The sequence below is a fragment of the Clostridium sp. CS001 genome, from assembly GCF_020443565.1.
Lineage (GTDB): Bacteria > Bacillota > Clostridia > Clostridiales > Clostridiaceae > Clostridium_AD.
Genome location: NZ_JAIZZN010000008.1, coordinates 125851 through 151898, shown reverse-complemented (window position 1 = coordinate 151898; position 26048 = coordinate 125851). Strand labels below are relative to the sequence as shown.

Below are 26048 nucleotides of genomic sequence, written 5' to 3'. Positions count from 1 at the left end.
ATTATGTACTTCAGTGAGGGGGAATACAAATGAAATTTATAGATTTAAGAAGTGATACAGTAACTGAACCTACCCAAAATATGAGACAAGCTATGTTTACAGCTGAGGTTGGAGATGATGTTTACGGTGATGACCCAACTATAAAATCCCTTGAAGAATACGCTGCCATACTTGTTGGAAAAGAAGCTGCACTGTTTGTACCTAGTGGTACTTTTGGAAATCAATTAGCACTATTTACCCACTGCATTCGAGGTAATGAAGTGATTCTTGGTGATGATTGTCATATAGTAAATCATGAAGTTGGTGGTGCATCCATCATTGCTGGTGTTCAGCTTAGAACAATAACTAGCAATAAAGGCGAATTAGATCCTAAAGAAATCGCAAAAAGAATCAGAAAGGAAGAAGAAGATATTCATTATCCTAGCACAGGCCTTATATGTCTAGAAAACGCCCATTCAGGTGGTAGGGTAATACCCCTAGATACTATGAAAGAAATCTATGATTTGGCAAAAGAACATGAATTGCCAGTTCACTTAGATGGAGCAAGACTTTTTAATGCTGCTGCTTATTTAGATGTGGATGCAAAAGAAATCACTAAGTACTGTGACTCTGTAATGTTTTGTCTCTCAAAAGCTCTGTGTGCACCTGTAGGTTCTATCCTTGCAGGGGATAAAGTTTTCATTGATAAAGCAAGAAAGAAAAGAAAACTTCTAGGTGGAGGTCTAAGACAATCCGGTATTTTGGCTGCTGCAGGTCTTATAGCACTTAAAGAAATGCTTCCTCAACTTAAAACAGATCATAAAAATGCTATAATTTTAGGTGATGAACTATCAAAAATACCAGGTATTATAGTAAATAAAGAAGATACCCATATTAATATGGTATTCTTTGACATGAAAAACACTGGCTTTAATCCTGATAAATTAGTAGAAGAATTCTACAATAGAGGTATAAAAATTAATGGTGAAGAAGAAGGCTTAATGCGTTTTGTTACTCACAATTGGATCTCAGGGGAGAATATTAAGTTTGTCATAGATTCCTTTAAAGAAATACTTGGTCAAAAATAATTTTTTGTACCTGCTAGTATATTAAATTCAAAAAAGCATACAATAAGTTTAATAGATAATCTAAAGCAATTGAGCTAGGATGATATAAATTATAGCTCATACTGCCTTAGGTTATCAAAAACCCCTAGGGTTAAAATGCAAGTTATTATAGGGCTCTTCAAATAAATATCAGCCTAAAAGGTTGTCGTTTATTTGAATTACTTTATATAATATCTTGCATTTTTACTTTTTCATAAATTTAAGAGTCACATAATCTAAAATTTTATTTCAATATTAATTGTTCAAAGGGAACATACCATTTAGAATATGTATTTCCCTCTTTATCTTTATAAGTGCCTTTACTATTTGAAGTCATAACAGTTGCCCTTTTATTTATTTTATAGATAAACCCATTATACTTTTTACCTTCACTTATAAAGCTTACCTTTTGTCCTATTCCTAATCCATACTTTTCTGATATTATCTCACGCTCACTTGGCAGCTGATGATGCACCTGTGTATGTCCAAACATATTATTAACCATTGTTTTAAACCTGAGCTTTTTGCAGCTAGATTCTTTATAAAGATGTAGTTCCACTAAATGGCATAACTCGTGTTCAAATACTATTTGAAAGGCTTCTAAGGAGTCCTTTGTATTTATCCCAGACACCATTTTGTCTCTTCCTACCTTGGAATACTGAAAAAAGAATTTTATCCCCATCCTAATTTCATAACTTTCCTCTGATTCTTGTAATAATTTTATTTTTTTACTATATATAGTTTTTCCTGCAGCAGAGGTCATTCTAGTGGATAGGGAGAACTTTAAAGTTCCCTTGAAGTTTCTACTAAAATAATCTTTAAAAAACTCTTCATCATATAAATAAAATAAAATTTTCAAATCCTCATTTGATATACATTTTAAATCTCCAGTTTTCACATTTTTAGATTTACTTATAAATTTATTTCTTATGCTATTCCTTTTTTCAATTATCTCTTCTTTGTTATATTTTAAGTCTTTTATATTATCCATTGTCATTATTGTACTTCCTTATTTTAGTACCTAAAAAAATAAATAGACTTATTTACCGTCTATTTATTTTCATATGCCTTATATTTTTAAAATGTATCTAATATTAGTTAGCTTTTAAAATAGCCGCATCAATTATAAAGTTAAATGTATCTTTTGACTCATTGCATCCTTCTTTTAAATCTTTAATAAATGTGTTTTGAATTTCAATTATATCAGTATCTTGTAATTCAAACTTCTTCTGAATTTCAAGAATCTTCTTTTCAATACTTTCTTTGTAGAAAGATAGTGTAACATCTTTTTTAATTGATAGTTTTAAAACTAATAATAAATTTAGATATTCTTCCTTAGATAAACCTAAATCAAAGTCTTTAGATGCTTGATTTAGAAACTCTAAAGATTTATTTAACTGATTAGTATATATTTTAACATTTTCATTTCCCACTAAGAATGCTAACATTGCCTTTATAGTATAAAGTACATTACTCTCCACACTATCTAAAATACTGATACCAAAGGCTCCACTAGCGAATTGATTTGAAGCAATAATCCTTAACAACTCATTTCTTTGAAAACTAGCATACTTCTCGTGATTTTCCATAAGTTTTGATATATCTTTATAATAAAGTGAGGTAGATTCATCTTCTTCATCTAGCAGTTCATAGGAAGTTTCCAATGATTTTCTTGTTTTAACAGGGAGTATTTCTCTTATTCTTATTCCCAGTATAGGGTCTTCCATTTCTTCATAAAGAATAAATGCGGTTTCTTTACATATTATACCGACTTTTTTAGAAATTTCAATGATTTTATTATTCATTGCCTCTTGAAGTTCTCCGCGTTCATACTTAACCCTATGTTGAAGTGACTCTATACGCTTTTTGTACCATATCTTTTCAATTAAATTAACATTCTCCTCTAGTTCAAGCCCATTTAGCATGATTATCCTTTGAATTCTATTTTTCCCAACCCTACCCTTTAAAGTTACAGCCCCACTGATTTCTCCATTTACCTTAGCAAAAATTGAAAATGGTTCTTTATCATACATATACTCAATAGTTCTTGGGAATGTTGTTTCCACCTTCATTTTACCCCAATCAATTTCAATATCAGTAATTTGAGGGTTTTTAATTCTATTAAATTGTCTAAGCACCTTATCTTCAATTCTCTCTCCAGGGTACATAACTTCTGCAACACCATAAGTTATACGAGCTAACTTGTTTATAAAATAACTATTTACTGAAGTATCTATTCCAAAGGGGAAAATTCTACTTTCTTTAATATTCTCTTCTACAAAAGTTAATATTTCTTTCTCATTTTCAACTAAATCATCTGTAAATAAGAATATTATATTTTCTTCTTTTTCATCTTTGCCAAGCAGTGCATACTTTATTGCATCAAAAACCACTGCATCTTCTTCTGCTTTAATTTCTTCAATCCACTTACTTGCAGCACTTAAACTTTCTTCATTAAAATTAACTTTTGACTCTTTAGAGAAGTAATGAAGTTTATCTCCAAAAGCCACAATGTTAAAGGTATCTCCCAATATTAAGTTCCTTAAACATAACTGAAGTGCATTTTTGCCTTGAATTAGCTTGTTACCATCCATTGATTCTGATATATCTAAAAGAAATATATAATTTGCTCCCGATGATTTTTGCTCAACTTCAATCTCTGGTATAAACCTTAAATATAAAATTCCTTTATCATCTCTCGGATACTCGTATATCATTCCTGTAGTCTCTAATTCCTCTTGCTCTTCTAGTATAATTTCTAAATCTTTATCCATTCTTTGATTTTTTTCATCTAAAGTCACTTTATATAAATTATTTTCTTCGTACTCAACCTTTATTTTGTGGGAAGAGCATTTAAATTCTAACTTTGTCAAAGATTCAACCAATAACCTTAAAGTAAATTTATACTTATAATCTGTATTAATGTTATCATCCTCATTTGAGGTTAATGTAGTATCATTTGATAGATTTATTGGTGGTATTATTGTTGGAATAACTAATTTTAAGTTTCTATTTTCATAGCTAAGCTCTTCTATATAAGAAACTTTTATTTTCACAACTTCATTAGGAATTATTTTTCCTATAACTATTCTAAATATATTATCATTAAATTCTTCCAGCAGAAAAGTGTTATTCTCCTTATTTTTAAAATTATTATATATTCTATTGGCTTCTTCTTTATCTTGTATTAATCCTTTTATAGTCCTTCCCCCAAGAACAGCCTCAAATCCTGATATAACTGCCATCTCTGGAATTGGAAAAGTATATATTGCTTCAACATCGTTGCTCCCTTTGTTCTCATATACATGGTCAATAGTATACTCAGCGAATTCTCCACACAAATTTCCCCGCACATTAACTTCCTTCAAAATTATGTTGTTTTTAAATTCCTTTACCTGGTTACTACCATAGCTTATCATTGTATCCCTCCTGATTTTATACATCAAATATTTTTCAGAATATTTATAATATTATATCACTAAAACCATAATTAGTCTTAGGATTTTTTGAAGTATTTTACTAATTTCCATTGATAATTTGTCTATTTCCTCAATATCTCCAATTTCAAGTCCTTTATTAGTATATGCTAAATTTATTGATTAAAAACCTCATTCACCTTGAGTAACTTGAATTTATATATTATAATAAGTTAGTAAATCCAGTGGATAGCAACGCTATCTATTGATATAAGAATAAATAATAAGCTGTTATAATTTAAATTAAATTCCTATAGAAAGGGGAAATTCTTAAATGAGAAATTGTATAGTAGCACAATCAGGAGGTCCTACTTCCGTAATTAATGCTAGCGCAATGGGAGTTCTTAAAGCAAATATTGATTCTCCATATTATGATAATGTTTATGCTGGTATAAATGGAATACAAGGTATCTTAAATAAACATATTATAAACATATCCGATATACCCTATGATGAGATAAAAGGATTAAAATATACTCCATCTTCAGGTCTTGGCTCTTGTAGATATAAATTACAGTCCTCTGAAAAAAGCACAGAGGAGTATGTTAAAATTTTTGAAATATTAGAGGAATATGAAATTAAAACCTTCTTTTATATTGGTGGTAATGATTCACAAGATACTGTGCACAAGTTTAGTATTTACGCAAAGGAACATAATTTGGACGTAAAGTTTATCGGTATACCTAAAACCATAGATAATGACTTGCCAATTATGGACCATACTCCTGGCTTTGGAAGTGCAGCTAAACTAATTGCTACATCTGTTCTTGAAAACTTCCTAGATGCTAGTGTTTACCCTTCAAAAGGAGTATTTATTCTTGAAACTATGGGCCGCGATACTGGTTGGCTTGCAGCTAGTGCCTGTATTGCAACTATTAACGGAAAACCTGCTGCTGATTTTATATATCTACCTGAAATAGCCTTTGATACAGATAAGTTTTTAAAGGATATAAGTAAGAAACTCACTGAAAAAAATCATGTCTTTGTAGTAGTTTCTGAAGGCATCAGAACTAAGGAAGGTAAATTCTTAGGTGAAATCTCCGGCACTGGCCTTGATAAGTTCGGCCATGCTCAGTTAGGTGGTGTTTGTGCTAATCTTAAGGATTTAATTTTAAGTACGAATACTGCGCAAAAGGTTAGAGTTTTAGAACTTTCTACAATTCAGCGCTGCGCAATGCACTGTGCATCTCAAACAGATATTGATGAAGCCTTTGAAGTTGGAAAAGCTGCAGCTACTTACTCTATAAATGGAATAAGTGGAAATATGGTAGGTATAAGAAGACTTTCTAATTCACCATACACCTCTGAGACTTTTGTCCTTGAAACTTCTAAGGTTGCCAATAACATTAAATACTTCCCCTTGGAATGGATTAACGAGGAAGGTAACAATGTTACTAAAGAGGCCTATGAGTATACTTTGCCATTGATAATGGGTGAGCCAAAGATTTTAATAGAAAACGGTCTTCCAAAATACACATTTTTAGAAGAAGCTTTTAGATTCTAATTATGCTTTAGAATAAGTACTTTTGTTTTAGTTCCAGAATTTATATCAGTGTATCTTATGAACTAAATATATTATATATGAAACAAAAATTAAACAATAGGAGTGAGATAAATGGGTAGTAACAAAATAAGAACAAGGTTTGCCCCAAGCCCAACTGGAAGAATGCATGTTGGTAATTTAAGAACTGCACTATATGCTTACTTAATAGCTAAGCATGAAAATGGAGATTTTCTACTTCGAATAGAAGATACTGACCAAGAAAGATTAGTAGAAGGTGCTATTGATATAATATACAATACATTAAATCTTACAGGTCTTCATCACGATGAAGGTCCAGACTTAGGTGGAAATCACGGTCCCTACGTGCAAAGTGAAAGAAGAGATATCTATGTTAAATATGCAAAAGAATTAGTAGAAAAGGGTGAGGCTTATTACTGTTTTTGCACAAAAGAGCGTCTAGATAAGCTAAGATCCGAAGTAGATGAAAATAACTTTAGATATGATAAGCACTGCTTAACACTTTCAAAAGAAGAAATTGCTGATAACTTAGCTAACGGAGTTCCCTATGTAATAAGACAAAATAACCCTACTGAAGGTTTTACCTCTTTTGTAGATGCAATTTATGGATCAATTTCAGTAAATAACACAGAACTTGATGATATGATTTTATTAAAGTCTGACGGCTTACCTACATATAACTTTGCCAATGTAGTTGATGATCATTTAATGGAGATTACACACGTTGTTCGCGGTAATGAGTATTTATCCTCCTCTCCAAAGTATAATCGCTTATATCAGGCTTTTGGTTGGGATATACCAGTATACGTGCATTGTCCACTAATAACAAATGAAGAGCATCAAAAGTTAAGTAAGAGAAGTGGTCATTCTTCTTTTGAGGATTTATTAGAAGCAGGATACTTGATGGAAACAATAGTTAACTTCATAGCTTTACTTGGTTGGAATCCTGGTACTAATGAAGAAATATTTACCTTAGATGAACTAGTTAAATCCTTTGATTATAGGAACATGAGTAAATCTCCAGCAGTTTTTGATACTAAAAAGCTAAAATGGATGAATGGAGAATATATTAAGAAATTACCACTAGAAAAGTTCCATGCTATGGCTATGCCATATTACAAAAATATGATAACCAGCGATAATATAGATCTTATGAAAATAAGCCCTCTTATCCAAACAAGAGTTGAACTCCTAACAGAAGTTCCTAGTCATATTGATTTTATACAAACTTTGCCACAATATGATATTGATTTGTATGTTCATAAAAAAATGAAAACTACACCTGAAAATTCCTTGGAAAGCCTAGAAAAAGCATTACCGATACTAGAAACTGTAACTGATTGGTCTGTTAGTACTCTGCACGATACTTTAATGGAATTAGTTAAAACTTTGGAAATTAAAAATGGACAGATGTTATGGCCAATAAGAACTGCTTTAACTGGTAAAGCCTCTACTCCTGGTGGTGCCTTTGAGATTGCTGAAATTCTTGGAAAAGGGGAAAGTTTAGAAAGAATTAAAATCGGAATTGAAAAGCTTAAAAATAGCCAAGTTTAATTTTAGAAAATATAATTAAATCATCATCTGCGATGCTGCAATATTAACAAAGCACTATGAAAAATTTTTCATAGTGCTTTGTTATTTGCTAAGTTAATGGATTCTCATTGCCATACTTAAAATAAATTAGTGAATTCAAAAACCTTTGATACTTATTAATTTCAGAACTAACCTCGCGTCCTCTAAAGAATACCATTGAAATAACTTCCCATAAAAACACCCATCCGCCTATATTAAATCCCTGTTGTATAGTTCCAAGGAATATATTATCGCCAACAGATGCATTTAAAAAAACAGATATTGCTAATAGACCAAGCGATGATACTAAATATTTAAACATCTTACGATAATTTTCCTTTAGAACTTTAATCTCTTGATGCAAATAAAAGGAGTAGTAGGTTTTAATCCCTGCAATTAAGGATTCTTCTCTGTTTACGTCTTTTTCCTCTTTCGGTAAGTAGAAGCATATATCCACCCCATGTTTGGCGGGTATCTCTTCAAAACAGTTTTCAAGAAAAATTGCTAGATCAGGGTCCATATCTCTCTTTCTAAAAGGAGCTCGATCCCAGTCATTAAATATATCATTATATTTATCTAATGCTACCTGTATAACATAGTTTCCAGTACTAGTATTCTTCTCGTAAATTTTTTGAAGATAATCACTTTTTTTTGGCTTTATGGTTTTTTCCTTCCATCTGCTATTCATGTTTTGCAACACATTTTGCATTTTATCAACCCTTCATAACCTATTCGTTAATATATATATTATACAACTATTCCTTGAAATAGCCAAGTAGAGCCATTCTAGATAGATTAACGCTTATTGAAACTATTGAAGGCATCCTCTAGTTTCCGTTAAAGTCCTCAAGTTTAGAGGGTAACTTGCATAAAATAGAAATTATACATAATAAAATACCTTCAAGTACCAGTTCAAAATTTTATCGCCCCACAACATTACTATAAAGGTAGCCATTATTATAGATGGTCCAAATGGCATTTCTGATCTACCATTCTTTTTCTTAAATCTCAATAAATAAACACCAATGATTCCACCAATTATAAAAGAAAAAAACATCATCATAAAGGCTAGTTTAAAACCTAAAAGCAAACCACAAAGTCCACAAATCTCCACATCACCCCAGCCCATACCCTCTTGTCCTAAAATAAGTTTTGTAAGTAAAATAATAAAAGTTATGGTTCCGGCCCCTAATAATCCGCCATAAATATAGCTAAGAACTGGTTCACTAAGATAAAACTGGACTCCTAAAAAAAGAATCCCTACTGCTATAGCTGCCCATGTGGTCATAGTATAAACTTCCATAGTGTCGTAATCTATCATAGCTATGACAATTAAAAAAGGTATAAGGAGTAAATACTTAAGTAGGTAAATAGTTGCTCCATATTGAAAATAAGTTAATATAAAGAGTAAAGCTGTTATAAATTCCACCAATGGATATCTCATAGATATCTTCTCGCTACAGCTTCTGCATTTGCCTCTTAAAAAGATCCAACTAATTACTGGTATAAGATCATATGGCTTAATATTGTTTCCACAAGAGCCACAGTGAGATGGCGGAAATGCTATGCTCTCTCCTTTGGGAATTCTGTATATACAAACATTTAAAAAACTTCCTATTAATAGGCCTAGGATAAAAATTATAATTGCGAATATGGTTTCCATTGGAATCACCTCTTTTAATATTCTATACATCTATATTTTATCTTATTATCCATATAGAATCTATATTTATTAATAGTTCACTCATTATTACATGTAGAGGTAAGCTATTAGAATTAATCACTTTCTAAGGCATTGTATTATAAATCTTCATTATAATCAATGAAACAATAAAAATATCAGTAGAAAATTAAACACTTTGTCTATCTAAAGATATGAGCAGCAGCTTTTGTTAATAATGACTACTTTAACTAAATAGGTGGATCTCAGTTTAGGCCGCACTCCACCTATTATAACTAACTTAACTTATTGTGTAGGTGTAGGTGTAGGTGGTGCATAGATACCACTCTGTGTAGGATACAATTTATAAACAATAGGATTTTCAGCGGTTCCCTCCGCAGGGTTTTTAATATTAACCTCAACATTGCCAGTATTAGCATCAATTTTAACAAGAAATACACCATCTTTTATCGCCTTGCCAGTGGGAACTGTTTGAAGGTAACCCAGTATATCACTTTCTAAAGGTTTTGCAGCACTATAACTGTCTTTAATCTCATCTTTACCAATAAGAATCGTTGTAGCATCAGCAATAACCTTTGCTGTAGCAATATCAGCTTTTATTTTAGCATCCTTTTGAATGTTTCCGAACTTAGGAACCGTAATTGCCGCTATTATACCAATTACTGCAATTACAATTATAAGCTCAATTAGGGTAAATCCTTTTTTCTTATTAATCTTCTTCATTACTTTTTACATCTCCTCTTCTTATATTTTCACTTTAAATACTGTTAAGATAAAATATCTTTCGCAAAAACTCAAATTCATTGTTCCCTCCATTCCTCCTTATGTGTAATTAAATAGCATACATTAATATTCCTGTGATTTTTATAGTTAGCATTTTGTATCCTCTCTTATAAGGCCTACCTATTATCTTTTGTATTTTCTCCATGAATAATCAGCTAACCTATATAAATCAACATAATTTTAATGTTATGGCAATATAAAAGTATTATCCTTATATGGATAGTATTATACATAGTTTTATACAAATTCTAATGTAAAGTATTCTAATGGCCTTTTATATGCCTTTTAAGATTTACAAAAAAATAAAAAATGGAAGAACAGCTTTTACAGCCGTTCTTCCATCTTAAATACCTAATATCCACTATATACTAAATTGCACGTTAATTTATTATTGTAATTGTGGTAATTTAACTACATTAATATAATGCTTTTCAGGTCTTATGAACCCATTAACCTTAATAATATTATTAATTGGTGCTTTTGTTACGTCAATCGCCGTAGTTTTTAATACAAACAAATAATTATTACTAGCATTAGTTAGGTTTTTGATAGTAAAAATATTTCCACTTGGAATTATTTTTACTGTATCAATTGGGTTTTTCAAATCTGCCATAGCATATACTTTTATATCTGAAATCTTAACAAAATCACTATCGCTCATTTCTAGCGTAACTTCTTGCTTTATTAAATTTGTAATTTGAACTGCTAAGTTGGTATTAAATCCTTTAACTATACTTACAGTGTTTTGCTCACTAAACTTATTATTTATAAATAACCCTGTTTTAATTATGGATTTATCAATGTTACCAATTGCTAAGATACCCATTTCACTAGCGTTGCCAGCTAAATCTTCACACTGAGCATATATGGTGCAATTAGTATTTATCGATATCAATCCATTGTAAGTTAACCAATTCCCTGAAATGCCTATTCTATAATTTTTTATAACAGCATCATTAGGGTAAACTATTGTTACTTTTATATCTCCAGTTGTTGGTGCTGTTATATCAGCTGTTATAATTGGTTTAGATGGCGGAATGGTATCAATTGTGAATGTATTTTCTGTTGGTTTAGCAGAAGTATTTCCTGCTGCATCGTGTACCCATGATAATCCTACAATTGCTTCACCGTCTATATAAGTTCCACCATTATTGGTATTAACGGTGTACTTAAATGTCCATGATCTCCTGTCAGATCCAACTTCCATGTTCTGGTTATTAATATCAAGTGTGCCCTTTTGGTCAATTGATATTTGTGGAGTTTCATTGATATTAACAGGTTCAGAATAAGTTGCAGTAATTATAACCTCACCAGCCTTTGCAGGGTTTTTACTATAAGTTATCTTTGCTGTTGGAGCTGTCTTATCGAAGGTTACGCTTGTATGATCTGTTGACCTGATAACCTGTATCCCAATATTTCCTGCTAAATCTTTAAAATCTATTGTATATGGTACAATTCCCTCATTATCTGTACTTAACATTAGATAGGTTGCAGTGTAGCTATTTCCAACCCCCTGTATTGCCGTTACACTATGTCCCGCAATTGTAATAACAGGCAATCCTAACAATGCCTCACTAGCAGTAAAACTTAAGTTTATACTATCTCCAACTTTTGCATATAAAGGATTTACATTGTTTGATTTTATAGTTACTGGAGTTAATGTTGGATTCGTCTTATTAAAAGTTACATTCTTACTATCAGTGGATGCTGTAACTTGAGTTCCTACACTTCCTAATGTATTACTAAAATCTATTGTGAATGGAACAATTCCTTCAGTATCTGTACTTAGCATTTGGTAAGTTGCAGTATATGCATTATCGGTTCCAATTGTTGCTTTAACAACATGCCCAGCTATGGTAACTTCATTTTTACCAAGTAACACTCCATTTGCTTCTTTAAAGTTTAAAGTTACAATATCTCCTACCTTTGCGTAAATAGGGTTTTCATTATTGGATTTTATCATTACAGAACCTAATGCTGGTTTTCCTGTATTGATTGTTATTTCAACTGATGCACTTGTTATACTTGTATTTCCCTGTGAATCGGTTGCTGTGGCAGTTATATTATGCTTCCCATCGCTCAAGGAAATAGTTGGCGTGTATGTCCAATATCCGTTTCCATTTGCAGTTACTGTGGAGATCTTAACTCCGTCTACATATACATTTACGGCTACATTCGGATTAGACGTTCCAGTTATTAATGGTTTATTAATATTTATAGTGCTTCCTGAAGTCGGTGTATTTATCACAGGAGCTTTAGGCACCACATTTACCAAAATTGAAGGAACCTCAACCTGACCATTTGTTGGTATTATATTTACATCTGAAAAAGTTAATATTGAACTTCCTAAACTGCTCAGCATATAATTTCCTGAGCTACTTGCTGTTAAACTAACTTGCTTTTTCACTTGCGTTTGCGAGAGACTTACTGCATATTCATTACCATTATAGGTATAAACAATATTAGGTGCCGTCATAACCATACTTTGATTAGATACCGCTATATCCGTACTGGTTGTATTAATGTTTATGCCTGCTGGAAAAACATCTTGCAACATTATATTTGTAAGTGTAATTGTTGACTTATATCTTCCATCCGTATCTTTAAAGTTATTTGTTGCCGGTATTGTAGCAGGAGGTTGAATTGTATATTCCAATGTAAATGGACTCTTTTCTGTTGCTTTATTAACCCCACCTATAACTTCTTTTGAAACGTTTATGATACTTTTACCTTCAATAGTAAATGGTCCATAAAAACCTTGACTACCCACTGTACTTCCTGTTCCTGTTTGATAAGCGATGTAATAATCTCCAGGGTTTGTAGGAAATTGCACACCACTACTACCCGTAAACGTAGTAGTAGCATATTCTCCTGGAGTAACATTTTTTGATGGATAGAACCAAGTTGAAGGAGCTTGCATTCCACCTGAACCACTTTTAGTAAAATTATTAATTGAATTACTATTAGTACCCATATAATATTTCATTTCAAAATTAGCAGCTCCACCCCAATTGAAGTACTCCAAATATATTGGATAATATCTTTTTGTACCATCTGCATTTTTCGCCTTCAAATCAAAGCCTCTTCCAGTACTTCCCCATGTTGTACCTTGAACCTTAAACATATCTGTAAATTTTGTTGTCACTCCATCTACAGTCAGTGATCCATTAGATCCATCATCAGACCTAAGTCCAAAATAATACTTTCCATCTGTTGGTACATTCATATAACCCCAAAACTTAGAAGATTCTTTATAATTAGCAGCATCAGGACTAGTATTTGCTGTTAAATCAGTATTGGCACTTTTACCTGTCATAAACATTGTATTACTTACCCATTTTTTAGTTACTGTAACACTCTTATTATCAACAGTTGTAACAGTATATGGTACTACACTTTGCATTTCACCATATGTACCCCATGAAGTTGATACACTAGCAGATTTGTAGTTTGTTGCAGCAGAAGGATATTTAAAAACAATATCAGAATTCTGCCAAGCATCGGTATTCGTTACGGTTGGCAAATGATTTACATCATACCCTCTCCAGTTTAATTTACCTGGCTCAGTTGTAATTACATCATCATTATTAACTTGTTGTTTCAAAGTCAAATCTAAATTATTCCACCCACCTGTTGGTATGTTAACGGGTATTGCGCTTTGATTAATAAATTGATACTTGAAAAAATTATATGCCCCATTAACATTTACGTCCATATAAGAAGTCCCTTGAAGAATTGTTGGATCTAAATATTTATTTACACTGCTGGATTGAATTGCGAGGCTATCTTTTGTCCCTGTTCCATCCTTAACATTTATTGTAACATTAGGTGCAGCTCCATACGCAACCTTCGGTAATTGACCAAACAATAAACCTTGTATAAAAATTGCAGTAAATAAAACCGTGAAGTTTTTAAAATTTTTACTTTTCATAGATACTCTCCTCCTTTAATATTTTTTTGTACATTTTATATAATTAGTCTAGTTTCTAAAGTAAATTTCATTTTTTACAACTTTATCTACGCCCTCTTTAATCCCCTTTTCAAAAGCCATTTCAATTTCTATTCCTATAACCTTTGTTCCACTATCACCTATTGAAATTTCTTTGCAGATAATATATTCAACACAATCTGCTATCTGAGTTTTCCCTTTGTCAGTCCCATTATCAATTGTAGCTAACATTAACTTATTATCATCCACAGTAAAAGTATAGTTTATTACTGCATTTTTAGATAACTTTATATATTCAGTGCTTTTATCTATTTTTCCATCTGTACCTTCAGTCCTAATAACAACGTCACTAGATTCCATAGCAATATTTGTTATCTTATCCATAGCCACTTGAGCTTGACTCTGAATTTCTGCCTCTAAAGATACTCTGTTTAAAGATTTATAATTAGTAAGAAAGAAGGAATATATAGCAATCATAACTATTGAAAAAATTGCCATAGATATGATAATCTCTATGAGTGTAAACCCCTTTTTATTTCTATACATTCCTATCACTACTCCTATTTGCTTATTGTCCAATTTCTAGTTTTTATTAGCTGACTCTTTTGTATGAGCTTATCTCCATTAACTTCTAATCCATAAGATGCATTAATAACTGTATTCCATGACTCTTCTACATTCTTAATATTGTCATTAATAAATACATCTTTAAATAGCTCATAGTAATTACTAATTATTAGTTCACCAATATATCCTTTGTCATATTTAATTTTCTTTTCTTCTGGACCTTCAAAAGTTAAATTTCCTCCAACAATTATAGTGCCTGTAAAATCCATCTGCCCTTTTATTGTCAAATTCCCAGTTACGATTATTATACCTTTCTTGGCACCCTTTGAAGTAGTGTTGAAATCTAAAGTGGCATCTCCTTTTTTTATAAAAGTATACTCTCCATTTTTTAATTCATTAACTTCTTTTAATTTACTAATATCTAATTTGCATTCTTCATCTGGATTGTTATCTTTATTTCCAAATATCTTATTAGGCACACTTGGATAAGTATCATTCTTTTCTTTTTCGCTTGCTGAAATCTTAACCTTAACTCCCATATTATTAACCATCTTATTAAATACATTTCTCTTTTTAATTATATCCCCTTCTTCAATGAGGATATGCTGTGGCTTAATCTCTCCATTTGAAACAATTGCACCAGTACTAAATGTATTAGCGCCTAAAGACACTCCATTAAGCATTAAATTACTTCCACCTTTATCTTTATATTCATTATTATAAGCTTCAAAATATTTGCTTTTCTCTTGTGCAAATAAAGCTCTTTTTTCATTATTAAGACTTGATGCCAATATCAATGGCTCAAAATACTCAAGGGTTACATTTTTTTCATTAAGGCTTATATTATCTCTTGCATTAACATCACCTGTAAGTGGAAATGTGTATGCTCTGTAATTTCCCTTTATGGCTACTGATTCACCAGTTTGATATTGCCCAGTTTCCCCTGTAACCAAGTTTACATAAGGTACATCAATGTAACCAACTCCAGTAATAATACTATCGCCAGCAATTGTTAAGGTTGAACCACTATTTAAATCTGCATTTATAATAATAGTACTAGACTTATTGGCCTTTCCATATTTATTATTATTGAATTCTTGTATATCTTCGAAGCTACCATCATCAATTCCATAAAAACTGCCTTTAATATCAATCCTACTCCTATCAGCATTTAATTCTAAATCGTCAGTAGTATATACAGATCCACTCTCGGCATCGCTTTGAATTTTATTGACTGTTAAAGTAGATCCAATAGCTGTATCATTAAGAATTACATTTCTACTGAATATATTCCCAGTTATGATATTAGTACTCCCCTTGTTTATTATAAAATCTTCTGCCGTAGATATATTCCCTATTATATTTGTATTAGACTTTTCAACATTAAAATTTATTCCACCATTTACTCCGTTTATTCCTTTAACATATATATCTGCTGGAATATCCACTCCTTCTTTTTCCTCTCCTACAGTTAAGTTCCCTTCATTAACAAACATATTTCCATCTACCGCTAAAGCTTTTGACCAAACCATATTGGGAATTCTAATAGTATTAGTGCTAAACTTGTAATCCTGCCCATACTCTGGAACAGAAACCTCATAGATAGCTTCTATTATTTTTTCTATCCCTTTATTATCCTTAAAGCTAGATTTCAGATTTATACTTAATAAATAATTATTTGATGAAACCTCTTCAAAATTTGGTTTTGCTCCATTTATGGTGACACTAGGTTTTATCCTTGATAATTCATATATATAATCATCTTTTAAAGTAATAGTGCTTCCATTCTCTTTAAACAGATTATTTTCAATATAACTCTTGTAATACTCTTTAAATTTTATATTCTGCTGATTTTCTAATTCATCAGTAATAAATATTCCATTTGAATCTACAGTAATATATTCACTACCTTTGTTATTAATATCCCACTCTGCTTCCTCTATATCATCATTAATTTCCCCTTTTGCTTTTAACTCCTGCTTTGTTTTCTCTTTTTCAATTTCTTTGTTCATTTCTTCTTTAGTGAATTCATCAATTTTTATATTACTCTCATTGATTGCAGTATCTATTACTTTACTAATGATTTTATACGACTCATCAATTCCAGCTTCGGAAGCATAAAGATTTTCTTTTATTCGTCCTTTAACAATCTTAAGTTTATAATTAGACACTGTTAACCCTAAAATGGCTGTGCCTAATATGCTTAAAACAGAAAATAGTATTAAAACTATAATCAATGAAGAACCCCTTTTGCATCTTCTCATCATATTATCACCCCCATAGTTTCTATAAATTTAAAAATTTTTTTTATATCCTTTTAATTCTTGAAGTATTTCACCGGTGCTTATCTTTTCAATCTTTACTTTTACTTCGTAAAGTCTATATGTATCTCCATTGTTATTTGGTAAATCAGATGAATTAATGCTATAATATTCTATATTCCCAATAAATTTATTAAATGTAAATTGAGAACTTTCATCTTGCTTTATAAAGTGTAGCTTTAATTTCCCGTTATCACTAAAATTCATAACATTCATTCTCAAATTAATATTGGGAGAGTATATCTTCATATTTATTTCAAAGTTATTCGCTGAAGCTATGTTAAATTGGTAATCTCCATCTAGTCCTAAAATTAACTTACTATTGTCGCATTTAACTTCAATAATTGAACTTTCTTTAATCTCACCCAGATCTTTAATTAATGCACCATTGTCTTTGTCATAAACCCCTATATTTGCTCCATCAAATTTCACCACAATATCTGCTTGATTGTCAGTAATAATATTAAACTCACCAACTACTTGACTTTGAGAAGGTATGAGTAACGTTTCTGTTATTTTATAAGCACCTTCTGTATAATTTCTAGTTAGCTCATTTCCTATTTGAGTATAGCTACTTTTATCAATTTTATACTTAGGAGACCTTATTTCCTCTATCTTCGTTTGTGCTAAGGATAAAGCCTCCATCTTTTCATCTGACTTTTTATTTATTTTTACACTATTTAAGGTTAAAGACAAAATAGGAGCAATAATTATTGATAGAATTGCTAAACTTATGATAATTTCGATTAAAGTAAGACCTTTTTTATTTTTTATAAATTTCATAGTCTCTCCTCATTTACTATCTATTAACCAAAATATTGCCTTTTTCTTTTAATACATTAACCCTTGGTTTAACTGAATCATCATTTTGAACATTTACCACAACAGTTTTATCAGTATCATTAAATATTTTTACATTTGCACTGGCAAGATCCGTTTCTAGACCTCTCTTTTGAGAAAAAACTTCTAGAGTAATATTTCCTGATGCTGGAACAAATTCGTTAACTGTATTAAAGTCTCTAGGCCACGATTCTATACTTGTTTTATACATATAATAATACTTATCATTCTTTTTACTAAAGTGAAATTCCACTTCCTCTATACCCCTGTTATCAGCATATACATATGAGCTCATAGAATTATCTTCTGCCCTTCCTATTCTTATAGTTGGCAAATCTGAGGTAATAGGTTTCGCGCTCATTACAAAATCATTCTTAACCTCAACCTTTTTCTTTAGGGTTGCATTAGTAGAAGTGACTGCTCCTTCAAAAGGATTCTCCTTTCCACTTGGCATATCAAATTTCCATGGAAAATACTCTTCCTTATTAAACTTTGGAATAGCATAAAAATCCAATAATATATTCCCTGAAATTTCATTTTCCTCTGACGCGACTAAATTTATTTTGCTTATAATAATTTTCTTTTCGAAGGTTTCTGCTTCTTTTATAAAAGCTAAAAATGGAAGATAATTTCCTTTGAAGCTTACAGTAACCTGCATTTTATTTGTGGTTGCAATACCTGTATCTTTATTTTCCTTAGTCGTATTTTCTTTAGTGGTATCTTCTTTAGTGGTATCTTCTTTAGTAATATTTCCCGTCTCTTTATTGTCTATTTGCTTTTCTATAGCTTTTTTGTCCGACCCAATATTATTATACTGCTCCACTAATTTGCTTAACTCATTATCTAAAATTACAACATTTTTCTTTTCAAATATTAGCTTATCATCACTAATTTCTGAGAAACTAACAACATCACCCTGTAATTTAGCATTTTCAAGCATCTTGTTCAACATCACAATGATTCTTTCCTGCTCTATTGAAGGGAATAATTTACTTGTTTTATCAATAATCTTTGAGTTTAAGACCTTTATTTCCGCTTGCTTTTTATCCTTAGAATCAATTTTCGCTTGAATTTCACTAATCTTTTTAACATATTCATCTCTTTGCTCTTGTAGTGCACTTATCTTTTCCTTCTGTTTTGTTAGAACAAATTTATTATAAAGAAAACCTAGTAATATAACTGATAAAACTATAAGTAATATTTTTTCTCTTTTAGTTACCTTCATTATTCACAACATCCTTTAACATACATTTTAAAGAAAACCCATATGTTTGTTTCTCTTCTGAGACTTTGCTAATACTTGCAATATGAACACTTTCAACTGCATCTAAAGCTTTAAGCTTATGTTCAAGGTCGGCTATTGCAATTCTATTTATTCCATCTCCTAATATTTGAATTGAATTTGGGTCCATTGAAATGGATTTAAAATATATATCATTTGGTATACAGGATGATACATTACCTATTAACTTACTACTTAGAACATCTTGTTCTGCTATTTTAATATCTATAGGTTCAACTTTTGTATAGTAGTTTTTCATAATAGATATCTTCATATCTTCCTCTTCAATCTCTTTAAGTTTAATTTTATTCTCACTGGAATTAATCACTTGCTCCATTGCAACTATCTCTTTGTTAAGCTTATTTATCTTTATATAATTAAGTCCAAAAACAGATATCACAACCATACTTGCAACAGCTACTACAAGTACACCGTAGAGTAAAGATATTCTCTTACTTTTACCAGCTTCTTCATAAAAGTCAAAAAAGTTAAAATCTTTCATACATTTCACCTACCTCAGTCTTATTATTGCTCCTACAGCATTTAGATATTTGCTTAATTCCTCATCTAGCTTAGAACCACCTAATTTGGATATATCTATCTTAGATAGTTCTGTCTTTGATGTACTTAGTTTAGAGCTGTTTACATTGCTTAAACTCTGTATTCTTGTGACAGGCAAATTCAATGCATCTTTTATAAATGATTCTATACCTTTTATATTTGAACTTCCTCCATAGATATAAATTTTATCTATCTTATTTCCTTTATCTTTATCTTTGTTTTTATAATAGTTAAGCATTCTTTCTATTTCTTGAATCCAGTTTCTCACATGTTCTTTTGCTATATCATTTATAAGTGAACTTTGTAAATCACCTGTAGAATCTACATCTAAATTACAATGCTCAAGCTTTTTACTTTCCGCCTCTTCTTCTGAAATAGATAATTGTCTAGAAATTTCAATATCTATATGCGAGCCTCCATAATTAATAATTCTAGTAAACTGAACATTTCCACCAGAAATAATATTTACGTTTATAAAATCATGTCCAAAATCTATAACTGCAACAGTTTCTTCTAAACTGTAACTTTCATCGTTAACTTTTATATCTTTAACAAATAATTTATTAATGCTATTTGAACTTATGTCTAATGCTACTGCTTGTCCCTTTAATTCTTTCACTAAATTATAATATCCCTCTGCCATGACTTTAGGGTACATAACTACTGTAACCTTAGCTTGTTTTACGTTTTCCTCTTCAAACTCTTCTAATACTTTATATTGCATTATATAATCATCAAACATAATTGGCAGGTATCTTTCCATCTGAAATTTAATTATAGCGTCCATATCTTCTTTTTTAGCTACTGGTATATCAATATCTCTAGTTATAACAGCTGTGCCTTTTGACGTTATAATAATATTCCTACATTTTATATCTTCTGCTTGCAATACATCTAAAATTTCACTTTTAAATTTAGTTATATCTAAAATATTCCCATCATTATAACATCCTACTGGAGTAATCATGGTGATGGCTTTTTCTATTGTAATATTTTTTTTACCTTGACTTCCTAGAACTATTTTTGTGTTTTTTGAACCTATATCTAGGGATAATACTTTTGAGTTGAACATGGTGAGTCACCTCTTTTTTAGTTTATTTAGTTGAAATATTAAACGACATTTCAGAAGGAAAATTTAAATAAGGGTATAAAATCCCTTCTGAAGTCCTTAATACGGCACTTTATGTGCCGCTTAATATTGTCTTCTAGTTATTGCTACTTAACCTTAGGTAGTAACAAGAACTAGAAGTTATTTTTGTTACTTGGTGCTATCCAAAACTCCGGCTTCAGTCAAGGAGTAATTAGAGTTAGTTGTAGGACCCCATGTTATTTGCAAATCAGCAGGATTTGCGTTAACAAGTACAAAGCTTCCACCTGATTGCGCAGTAGCAGGAACAGCCATTAAAGTAGAAATATTTGCTATTGTTGCTGTACCTGGAGCCGCGTCATTCTGTGATTCATACATCCTCAAAGACATGATTATTTCTTTTGCAGTAGCAGCATCAGCCTTTACCCTAGAACTTTCTTGGATACCACTAAATTTTGGAATAGCAATTGCTGCCAAAATACCGATTATCGCAATAACAACAATAAGCTCAATTAACGTAAACCCCTTCTTCTTTTTCTTAATTAAATCCATTTTCATTAATAATTCCCCCTTATAAATTGATATTTAAATATATAATAATGATTTAACTACAAAATTTTCATATTAATAATATTTCTATGTACATTTTATAGTTTTATCATATTTATCAAACAATTACTGGACCGTACTACTCATATCAAATATAGGCAACATCATTGCAACAACTATAAATCCAATTACAACACCCATAATTATTATCATAAGTGGCTCTATCATTGTAGTCATTCTCTTAAGTCCTGCCTCTAGTTCCTCATCATAAAAGTTTGCTGTCTTATCTAAGATATCATCTAATGAACCTGATTCTTCACCAATCTTTATCATAGAATGTAACATCATTGGAAATATCTTTTCATCCCCTAATGCCTCACCTAAGGAAACACCTTTTAGAACTTTTTCTTTAATTATTTCTAAACTTTTCTCTGCTACTTTATTTCCAACTACTTTCTGTACTACATCCAGGGCTTGTACTAAAGCTAACCCGCTAGCAAGTACTGTAGCTAAAGTTCTAGTGAACCTAGATACTATTACTTTTTCTGTAGTATCTTTAATTATGGGTAATCTTAATTTCAATCCATCTAGTGATAGTCTACCAACTGGAGTTTTAGCATAAGTCTTCATACCATAAACTCCCCCACCTATAACTACAATTAGAATATACCATTTAGTTTGTATAAATTTACTAAGGCCCATAACTATTTTTGTTGGACCTGGTAACTCTACTCCTGAGCCTTCAAACATTCCTGCAAAAGTAGGCATTATAAAAGTTAAAAGAAAGATAACTACTACCACCGATAATGTTGCTAGTACTGCAGGATAAACCATAGCACTCTTAAGTTGGTTATTTATTTTGTTTTCTTTTTCGTAATGTGAAGCCATTCTACTCATTATTACATCTAGGTTACCACTGACTTCCCCAGTATTAATCATATTTATCAGTAAATCTGGAAACACATCATTATGCTTTCCAAGTGCCTCTGAAAGAGATATACCCTTTTGAACATCATCATGCGCTTCGCTTAAGCATTTCTTTAATTTCTTATTTGTAGTTTGTTTTCTTAATACATCTAGTGCATTAGAAATATTAGCCCCTGCATTTATCATAGTGTGAAACTGTCTACAAAAAATGTATAAGTCCTTTGTTTTAACTTTTGCAAAAGATTCAAATAAATCCTGCTGTTCACGCTCTAATACTTCTTTAATTTCTATAGCATAGTAATTATTATCCTCTATCATAGCTAATACTTCATTTTTACTATTAGCTTTAAAAGTTCCTTCTATTTTTTCACCCTTATGATTCATAACTTTATACTTAAATGTAATCAAGTACTCACCCCCATTATTCCTTCAAAAATGCTATCTTAACCAATTCTTCTATGGTTGTAATCCCCTTTAGCACTAAATCAGTACAGGATATTTTTAGCGTTTTCATTCCATTTCCTATGCTTATATCTCTTATTTCATCTACACTAGCGTTACGCATAATATATTCTCTATGTTTACGAGTTACTTCCATTACTTCATATACACCTGTTCTTCCTGAGTACCCGGTATTGTTGCAGTGTCCGCAGCCTTTACCTTTATGAAGCAATAATTCTTCTTTGGAATCAATTCCTAAAATTTCTTTTTCGAAATCAGTTGAGGTGTAAATCTCACTACACATTGGGCATATTCTTTTCACAAGTCTTTGTGATATAATTCCTGCTATGGCACTAGCTGCTAAGTAGGGTTGTATATCCATATCTATAAGTCTTATAATAGCTGAAGGTGCATCGTTTGTATGTATTGTACTTAGTACTATATGCCCTGTTATAGATGCTCTAGTAGCAATTTCTGCAGTTTCATTGTCCCTTATCTCACCTATCATAACAACATCAGGATCTTGTCTTAAAATTGATCTAAGGCCCGATGCAAAGGTTAATCCTGCTTTTGCATTTACATTTACTTGGTTTATTCCATCAACTACATACTCTACAGGATCCTCTACAGTTATAATGTTCTTAGTATTATCATTAAGCTCATTTAATAATGTATATAACGTAGTTGATTTTCCACTACCTGTAGGTCCTGTAACTAAAATTATTCCATAAGGATTTTTAAGTATTCTTTCTACTTTTTCTAAGTCATCTTCATTCATTCCTAGTTTTTCTTTCCCAACTAAAAAGTTTTCCCTATCCAGTACCCGAATAACAATCTTTTCACCGTTAATGGTCGGCAAAGTGGATACCCGTAGGTCTACCTTTCTATTATCTATGACTGTCAAAATTCTACCGTCTTGTGGAATTCGCTTCTCTGCAATATTTAACTGTGCAAGTATTTTGATACGAGTTATAAATGCATTATAGATATCTTTGCTGTATTTTGATATCTCTTTTAAACTACCATCTATTCTATACCTTATTTTTATATGACTTTCAAAAGGTTCTATATGAATATCACTAGCTTTTAGCTTTATTGCATCACTAATGATAGAATCAACAAGCCTAACTGCTGGAGCACTTTTTATATCATCTAATTGAGCTTTATCTTCTTCCTTAGCTTCATTTGTGCCTTGAGATTTTGATAAATCAGCAGCAGCTTTTTTAGCATTTTGACTGGCATAATATATATCAATTGCCTTTTTAATATCCTTCGTTGATGCAATGTATATTTGAACATCAAAGCCTGAAGATATCTTTACATCATCAATTGCAAATATATTTAATGGGTCAGACATTGCAACCTTTAGCTTATTATCCTCCATACCAAAAGCAACTAAGTTATACTTTTTTGAAATACTTTCTGGAATTACTTGAGTAATTTTTTGATCAATATGTTCCATATCTAGATATACTCTATTTATGCATAATTGTTGCTCTAAAACGCCTAGGATATCTTCTTCACTCAAAATACCATCTTCAATAAGGATTTCTCCTAGCCTTTTTCCAGAGCCTTGCTGCTTTATGAGCACTTTTTTAAGTTGTTCTGGTGATATCTTTCTAGAATCTACTAATAAATCTCCCAATCTCTTTTTTGATATACTCTTCATCAGCTGCGCTCCTCTATTAGTATTCTTCATGTTTTTTTCATTCGATTTATTTTAAATATTTGTGTATAATAATCATCATCTTTTATATCTTTTTTAAATTTCAATTAACTAAGAATGTAGTGATAAATTCACTTCGCAATTCAACCATTAATGTATTATTTAATATAAACTCAGTATATTCCACTTTTAGAAAAATTTCAATTTAATTTTAAATAAAATTGTATTTTCATGGAATAAATAAGCGATTTTTCTCTAAGTAAAATACTTGTTTATCACTTTTTAAATTTAATAATATTTATAATTAAACATATTTATTATAATTTCAACATAAATCTATCTTGCCTACAATGGTTTTAAATCCATTGCATTGCCTTATAGTAAACATATTTTATTACTCCTATGTTCGTTATTTATAAACAAATCTAAAATGATATAAAATTTAGTTTTAATATATTCTTTCTCGGCAATATTCGACAACGAATTTTATAATTTGAAATTTAATACATTAAAATGTAATAACACAACATTTGTTTCTATACATTAGCTATTTCATTTTCATCCACTTATGAAATTTACGCAAAAAAACACAGCTATTGCTGTGCTATGATTTCTTCTGTCTTTAATTGTATCTTATTATACCAATCCACATAAATATAAAACAAACTTACAACATCCTGCTGATTATATAAAAGTATTTTATCCTTTTTCTCCTGTGGCATTCTATTTATATAATCATCGTCTTTTACTATTTTGCCAAAAGTCTTAGCTAAATTTGATCCACTCATTAATTCACTTTCGCGATTAATATCAAATTTCTTTTCTAGCGCCTTGAGACCTATGCAAGCCCCTTCAGCTTTTTCGTAACATTTTTGTAGATCTATTTCCTTAAAATACCCTTCTAGTATAAAATTTATTTCATGTTCTTTTAATAAATAGTTTATAACTGTAAAGTCGTTGTTTCCTGAAAATGTAACGATATATTTTTTGCCATACTTCATTTTCATTTCTTCAAAATAATCTTTGGATAAACATAATATTTCTATAGCATCTTTTTTATTTTCTGCCATATATTGAGTAACCTTTAACTCATTTGAAATTTCATCATAGTAACAACACCCAAAAACTCCAATGCATATAGGCTTTTTATAAATGTAATGTTCTAAATCAAAAAACAATGCATCTTTAAAGAGCTTCGTATTTCCGTCTATGTCCAGTGAGTTTTCCATTGAAATTTCTCCCACACTGACACTACTAAATTTTGTAATCACAATATCACTCTTTTCTACTAATTTTACTGATTTTCTTAATAATTTTTTTTAAAAAGCAAACCCGTAAATCTTCCCCTGTAATTTAAAACTTTGCTCTTCTTATATGTTATCACAGTTACACTATCATTTAAAAGCATTTTAAAAAATTTAATAATTATACTACTATTTTTTATTGACACTGCTTTCTAAAGATGTTAATATGTTATTGAGAATTGTTTTCATTAAGGAGTGATTATTATGAGCATCTATGATATGAAACCAGGAGATAAAGCATTAATAAAATCAATTTATGGCGATGAGAAATTTGCTAAAAGATTATTGGCATTAGGTTGCATAGAAGGTACTGAAGTAACTTTAAAAGCTACTGCTCCCCTAGGTGACCCTATAATTATAAACTTACGTGGTTTTAACTTAGCAATTAGAAAAAATGATGCTAAAAATATAAGTATAATAAAGGCATAATTAACA

20 protein-coding genes are annotated in these 26048 nt (G+C 30.6%); 4 read left to right on the top strand and 16 right to left on the bottom strand.

The window, feature by feature from the left end; all coding sequences use genetic code 11:
- Positions 1-29: 29 nt before the first annotated feature.
- A complete protein-coding gene (ltaE, locus tag LGK97_RS07875) occupies positions 30-1067 on the top strand; it encodes a low-specificity L-threonine aldolase (protein ID WP_226259208.1) in 1038 nt (345 codons plus the stop codon).
- Between the two features lie 262 nt (positions 1068-1329).
- Here ltaE and LGK97_RS07870 read toward each other — a convergent pair whose 3' ends face one another.
- Together LGK97_RS07870 and LGK97_RS07865 are read right to left on the bottom strand one after the other, a co-directional pair.
- Positions 1330-2082, bottom strand: a complete 753-nt coding sequence (locus tag LGK97_RS07870; RefSeq protein ID WP_226259207.1) for a hypothetical protein — start codon at positions 2080-2082, stop codon at positions 1330-1332.
- 97 nt (positions 2083-2179) lie between these two features.
- Positions 2180-4504 (bottom strand): VIT and vWA domain-containing protein, encoded by a 2325-nt coding sequence (locus LGK97_RS07865; protein WP_226259206.1) that lies wholly within the window; start codon positions 4502-4504, stop codon positions 2180-2182.
- Positions 4505-4835: 331 nt separating this feature from the next.
- On the opposite strand from LGK97_RS07865, the gene LGK97_RS07860 reads away from it, so the two are divergent.
- Positions 4836-6065 (top strand): 6-phosphofructokinase, encoded by a 1230-nt coding sequence (locus LGK97_RS07860; protein ID WP_226259205.1) that lies wholly within the window; start codon positions 4836-4838, stop codon positions 6063-6065.
- Positions 6066-6176: 111 nt separating this feature from the next.
- Positions 6177-7637 (top strand): glutamate--tRNA ligase, encoded by a 1461-nt coding sequence (gltX, locus tag LGK97_RS07855; RefSeq protein ID WP_226259204.1) that lies wholly within the window; start codon positions 6177-6179, stop codon positions 7635-7637.
- 88 nt (positions 7638-7725) lie between these two features.
- On the opposite strand, the gene LGK97_RS07850 is transcribed toward gltX, so the two are convergent.
- The 14 genes from LGK97_RS07850 to LGK97_RS07785 all read right to left on the bottom strand — a co-directional run bounded on the left by LGK97_RS07850 (position 7726) and on the right by LGK97_RS07785 (position 25538).
- Positions 7726-8364: a hypothetical protein gene (locus LGK97_RS07850; RefSeq protein WP_226259203.1), complete on the bottom strand. Its 639-nt coding sequence runs from the start codon at positions 8362-8364 to the stop codon at positions 7726-7728.
- A gap of 171 nt (positions 8365-8535) precedes the next feature.
- The gene (locus tag LGK97_RS07845; RefSeq protein WP_226259202.1) at positions 8536-9318 is read right to left on the bottom strand and encodes a prepilin peptidase; all 783 of its coding nucleotides are present in this window, start codon (positions 9316-9318) and stop codon (positions 8536-8538) included.
- Between the two features lie 303 nt (positions 9319-9621).
- Complete coding sequence (locus LGK97_RS19775; RefSeq protein WP_264174989.1) at positions 9622-10059, bottom strand: prepilin-type N-terminal cleavage/methylation domain-containing protein; 438 nt, start codon at positions 10057-10059, stop codon at positions 9622-9624.
- A gap of 448 nt (positions 10060-10507) precedes the next feature.
- Positions 10508-14050 (bottom strand): Ig-like domain-containing protein, encoded by a 3543-nt coding sequence (locus tag LGK97_RS07835; protein ID WP_226259201.1) that lies wholly within the window; start codon positions 14048-14050, stop codon positions 10508-10510.
- 48 nt (positions 14051-14098) lie between these two features.
- Positions 14099-14614, bottom strand: a complete 516-nt coding sequence (locus tag LGK97_RS07830; protein ID WP_226259200.1) for a PilW family protein — start codon at positions 14612-14614, stop codon at positions 14099-14101.
- A gap of 14 nt (positions 14615-14628) precedes the next feature.
- Positions 14629-16902, bottom strand: coding sequence for a pilus assembly PilX N-terminal domain-containing protein (locus LGK97_RS07825; RefSeq protein ID WP_226259199.1), 2274 nt, complete (start codon positions 16900-16902; stop codon positions 14629-14631).
- Positions 16903-16929: 27 nt separating this feature from the next.
- Complete coding sequence (locus LGK97_RS07820) at positions 16930-17739, bottom strand: prepilin-type N-terminal cleavage/methylation domain-containing protein (RefSeq protein WP_226259198.1); 810 nt, start codon at positions 17737-17739, stop codon at positions 16930-16932.
- Positions 17740-17755: 16 nt separating this feature from the next.
- A complete protein-coding gene (locus LGK97_RS07815; RefSeq protein WP_226259197.1) occupies positions 17756-19021 on the bottom strand; it encodes a coiled-coil domain-containing protein in 1266 nt (421 codons plus the stop codon).
- Positions 19008-19580, bottom strand: coding sequence for a PilN domain-containing protein (locus LGK97_RS07810; RefSeq protein WP_226259196.1), 573 nt, complete (start codon positions 19578-19580; stop codon positions 19008-19010). The genes LGK97_RS07815 and LGK97_RS07810 overlap by 14 nt, the downstream gene beginning before the upstream one ends.
- Before the next feature lie 9 nt (positions 19581-19589).
- Complete coding sequence (gene pilM, locus LGK97_RS07805) at positions 19590-20711, bottom strand: pilus assembly protein PilM (RefSeq protein WP_226259195.1); 1122 nt, start codon at positions 20709-20711, stop codon at positions 19590-19592.
- A gap of 186 nt (positions 20712-20897) precedes the next feature.
- Positions 20898-21284 carry a type II secretion system protein gene (locus LGK97_RS19770; RefSeq protein ID WP_264174988.1) on the bottom strand — a complete coding sequence of 129 codons (387 nt, stop codon included), beginning with the start codon at positions 21282-21284 and terminating at the stop codon, positions 20898-20900.
- Between the two features lie 117 nt (positions 21285-21401).
- On the bottom strand, positions 21402-22610 hold the full coding sequence (locus LGK97_RS07795) for a type II secretion system F family protein (RefSeq protein WP_226259194.1): 1209 nt from the start codon (positions 22608-22610) through the stop codon (positions 21402-21404).
- A 13-nt stretch (positions 22611-22623) separates the two neighbouring features.
- The gene (locus LGK97_RS07790) at positions 22624-24312 is read right to left on the bottom strand and encodes a GspE/PulE family protein (protein ID WP_226259193.1); all 1689 of its coding nucleotides are present in this window, start codon (positions 24310-24312) and stop codon (positions 22624-22626) included.
- A 590-nt stretch (positions 24313-24902) separates the two neighbouring features.
- Complete coding sequence (locus tag LGK97_RS07785; RefSeq protein WP_264174987.1) at positions 24903-25538, bottom strand: ribonuclease H-like domain-containing protein; 636 nt, start codon at positions 25536-25538, stop codon at positions 24903-24905.
- A gap of 279 nt (positions 25539-25817) precedes the next feature.
- On the opposite strand from LGK97_RS07785, the gene LGK97_RS07780 reads away from it, so the two are divergent.
- Positions 25818-26042, top strand: coding sequence for a FeoA family protein (locus LGK97_RS07780; protein ID WP_226259191.1), 225 nt, complete (start codon positions 25818-25820; stop codon positions 26040-26042).
- Positions 26043-26048: the final 6 nt, after the last annotated feature.

What these genes read in the sequence shown, in the direction of transcription:
- LGK97_RS07815 (WP_226259197.1), bottom strand. Translation starts at nt 19,021, where the DNA reads ATGAAGGTAACTAAAAGAGAAAAAATATTACTTATAGTTTTATCAGTT.
- LGK97_RS07870 (WP_226259207.1), bottom strand. Translation starts at nt 2,082, where the DNA reads ATGACAATGGATAATATAAAAGACTTAAAATATAACAAAGAAGAGATA.
- LGK97_RS07785 (WP_264174987.1), bottom strand. Translation starts at nt 25,538, where the DNA reads ATGGAAAACTCACTGGACATAGACGGAAATACGAAGCTCTTTAAAGAT.
- LGK97_RS07825 (WP_226259199.1), bottom strand. Translation starts at nt 16,902, where the DNA reads ATGATGAGAAGATGCAAAAGGGGTTCTTCATTGATTATAGTTTTAATA.
- LGK97_RS19775 (WP_264174989.1), bottom strand. Translation starts at nt 10,059, where the DNA reads ATGAAGAAGATTAATAAGAAAAAAGGATTTACCCTAATTGAGCTTATA.
- LGK97_RS07860 (WP_226259205.1), top strand. Translation starts at nt 4,836, where the DNA reads ATGAGAAATTGTATAGTAGCACAATCAGGAGGTCCTACTTCCGTAATT.
- gltX (WP_226259204.1), top strand. Translation starts at nt 6,177, where the DNA reads ATGGGTAGTAACAAAATAAGAACAAGGTTTGCCCCAAGCCCAACTGGA.
- LGK97_RS07850 (WP_226259203.1), bottom strand. Translation starts at nt 8,364, where the DNA reads ATGCAAAATGTGTTGCAAAACATGAATAGCAGATGGAAGGAAAAAACC.
- LGK97_RS07865 (WP_226259206.1), bottom strand. Translation starts at nt 4,504, where the DNA reads ATGATAAGCTATGGTAGTAACCAGGTAAAGGAATTTAAAAACAACATA.
- LGK97_RS07780 (WP_226259191.1), top strand. Translation starts at nt 25,818, where the DNA reads ATGAGCATCTATGATATGAAACCAGGAGATAAAGCATTAATAAAATCA.
- LGK97_RS07830 (WP_226259200.1), bottom strand. Translation starts at nt 14,614, where the DNA reads ATGTATAGAAATAAAAAGGGGTTTACACTCATAGAGATTATCATATCT.
- LGK97_RS07810 (WP_226259196.1), bottom strand. Translation starts at nt 19,580, where the DNA reads ATGAAAGATTTTAACTTTTTTGACTTTTATGAAGAAGCTGGTAAAAGT.
- pilM (WP_226259195.1), bottom strand. Translation starts at nt 20,711, where the DNA reads ATGTTCAACTCAAAAGTATTATCCCTAGATATAGGTTCAAAAAACACA.
- LGK97_RS19770 (WP_264174988.1), bottom strand. Translation starts at nt 21,284, where the DNA reads ATGAAAATGGATTTAATTAAGAAAAAGAAGAAGGGGTTTACGTTAATT.
- LGK97_RS07835 (WP_226259201.1), bottom strand. Translation starts at nt 14,050, where the DNA reads ATGAAAAGTAAAAATTTTAAAAACTTCACGGTTTTATTTACTGCAATT.
- LGK97_RS07845 (WP_226259202.1), bottom strand. Translation starts at nt 9,318, where the DNA reads ATGGAAACCATATTCGCAATTATAATTTTTATCCTAGGCCTATTAATA.
- LGK97_RS07790 (WP_226259193.1), bottom strand. Translation starts at nt 24,312, where the DNA reads ATGAAGAGTATATCAAAAAAGAGATTGGGAGATTTATTAGTAGATTCT.
- ltaE (WP_226259208.1), top strand. Translation starts at nt 30, where the DNA reads ATGAAATTTATAGATTTAAGAAGTGATACAGTAACTGAACCTACCCAA.
- LGK97_RS07820 (WP_226259198.1), bottom strand. Translation starts at nt 17,739, where the DNA reads ATGAAATTTATAAAAAATAAAAAAGGTCTTACTTTAATCGAAATTATC.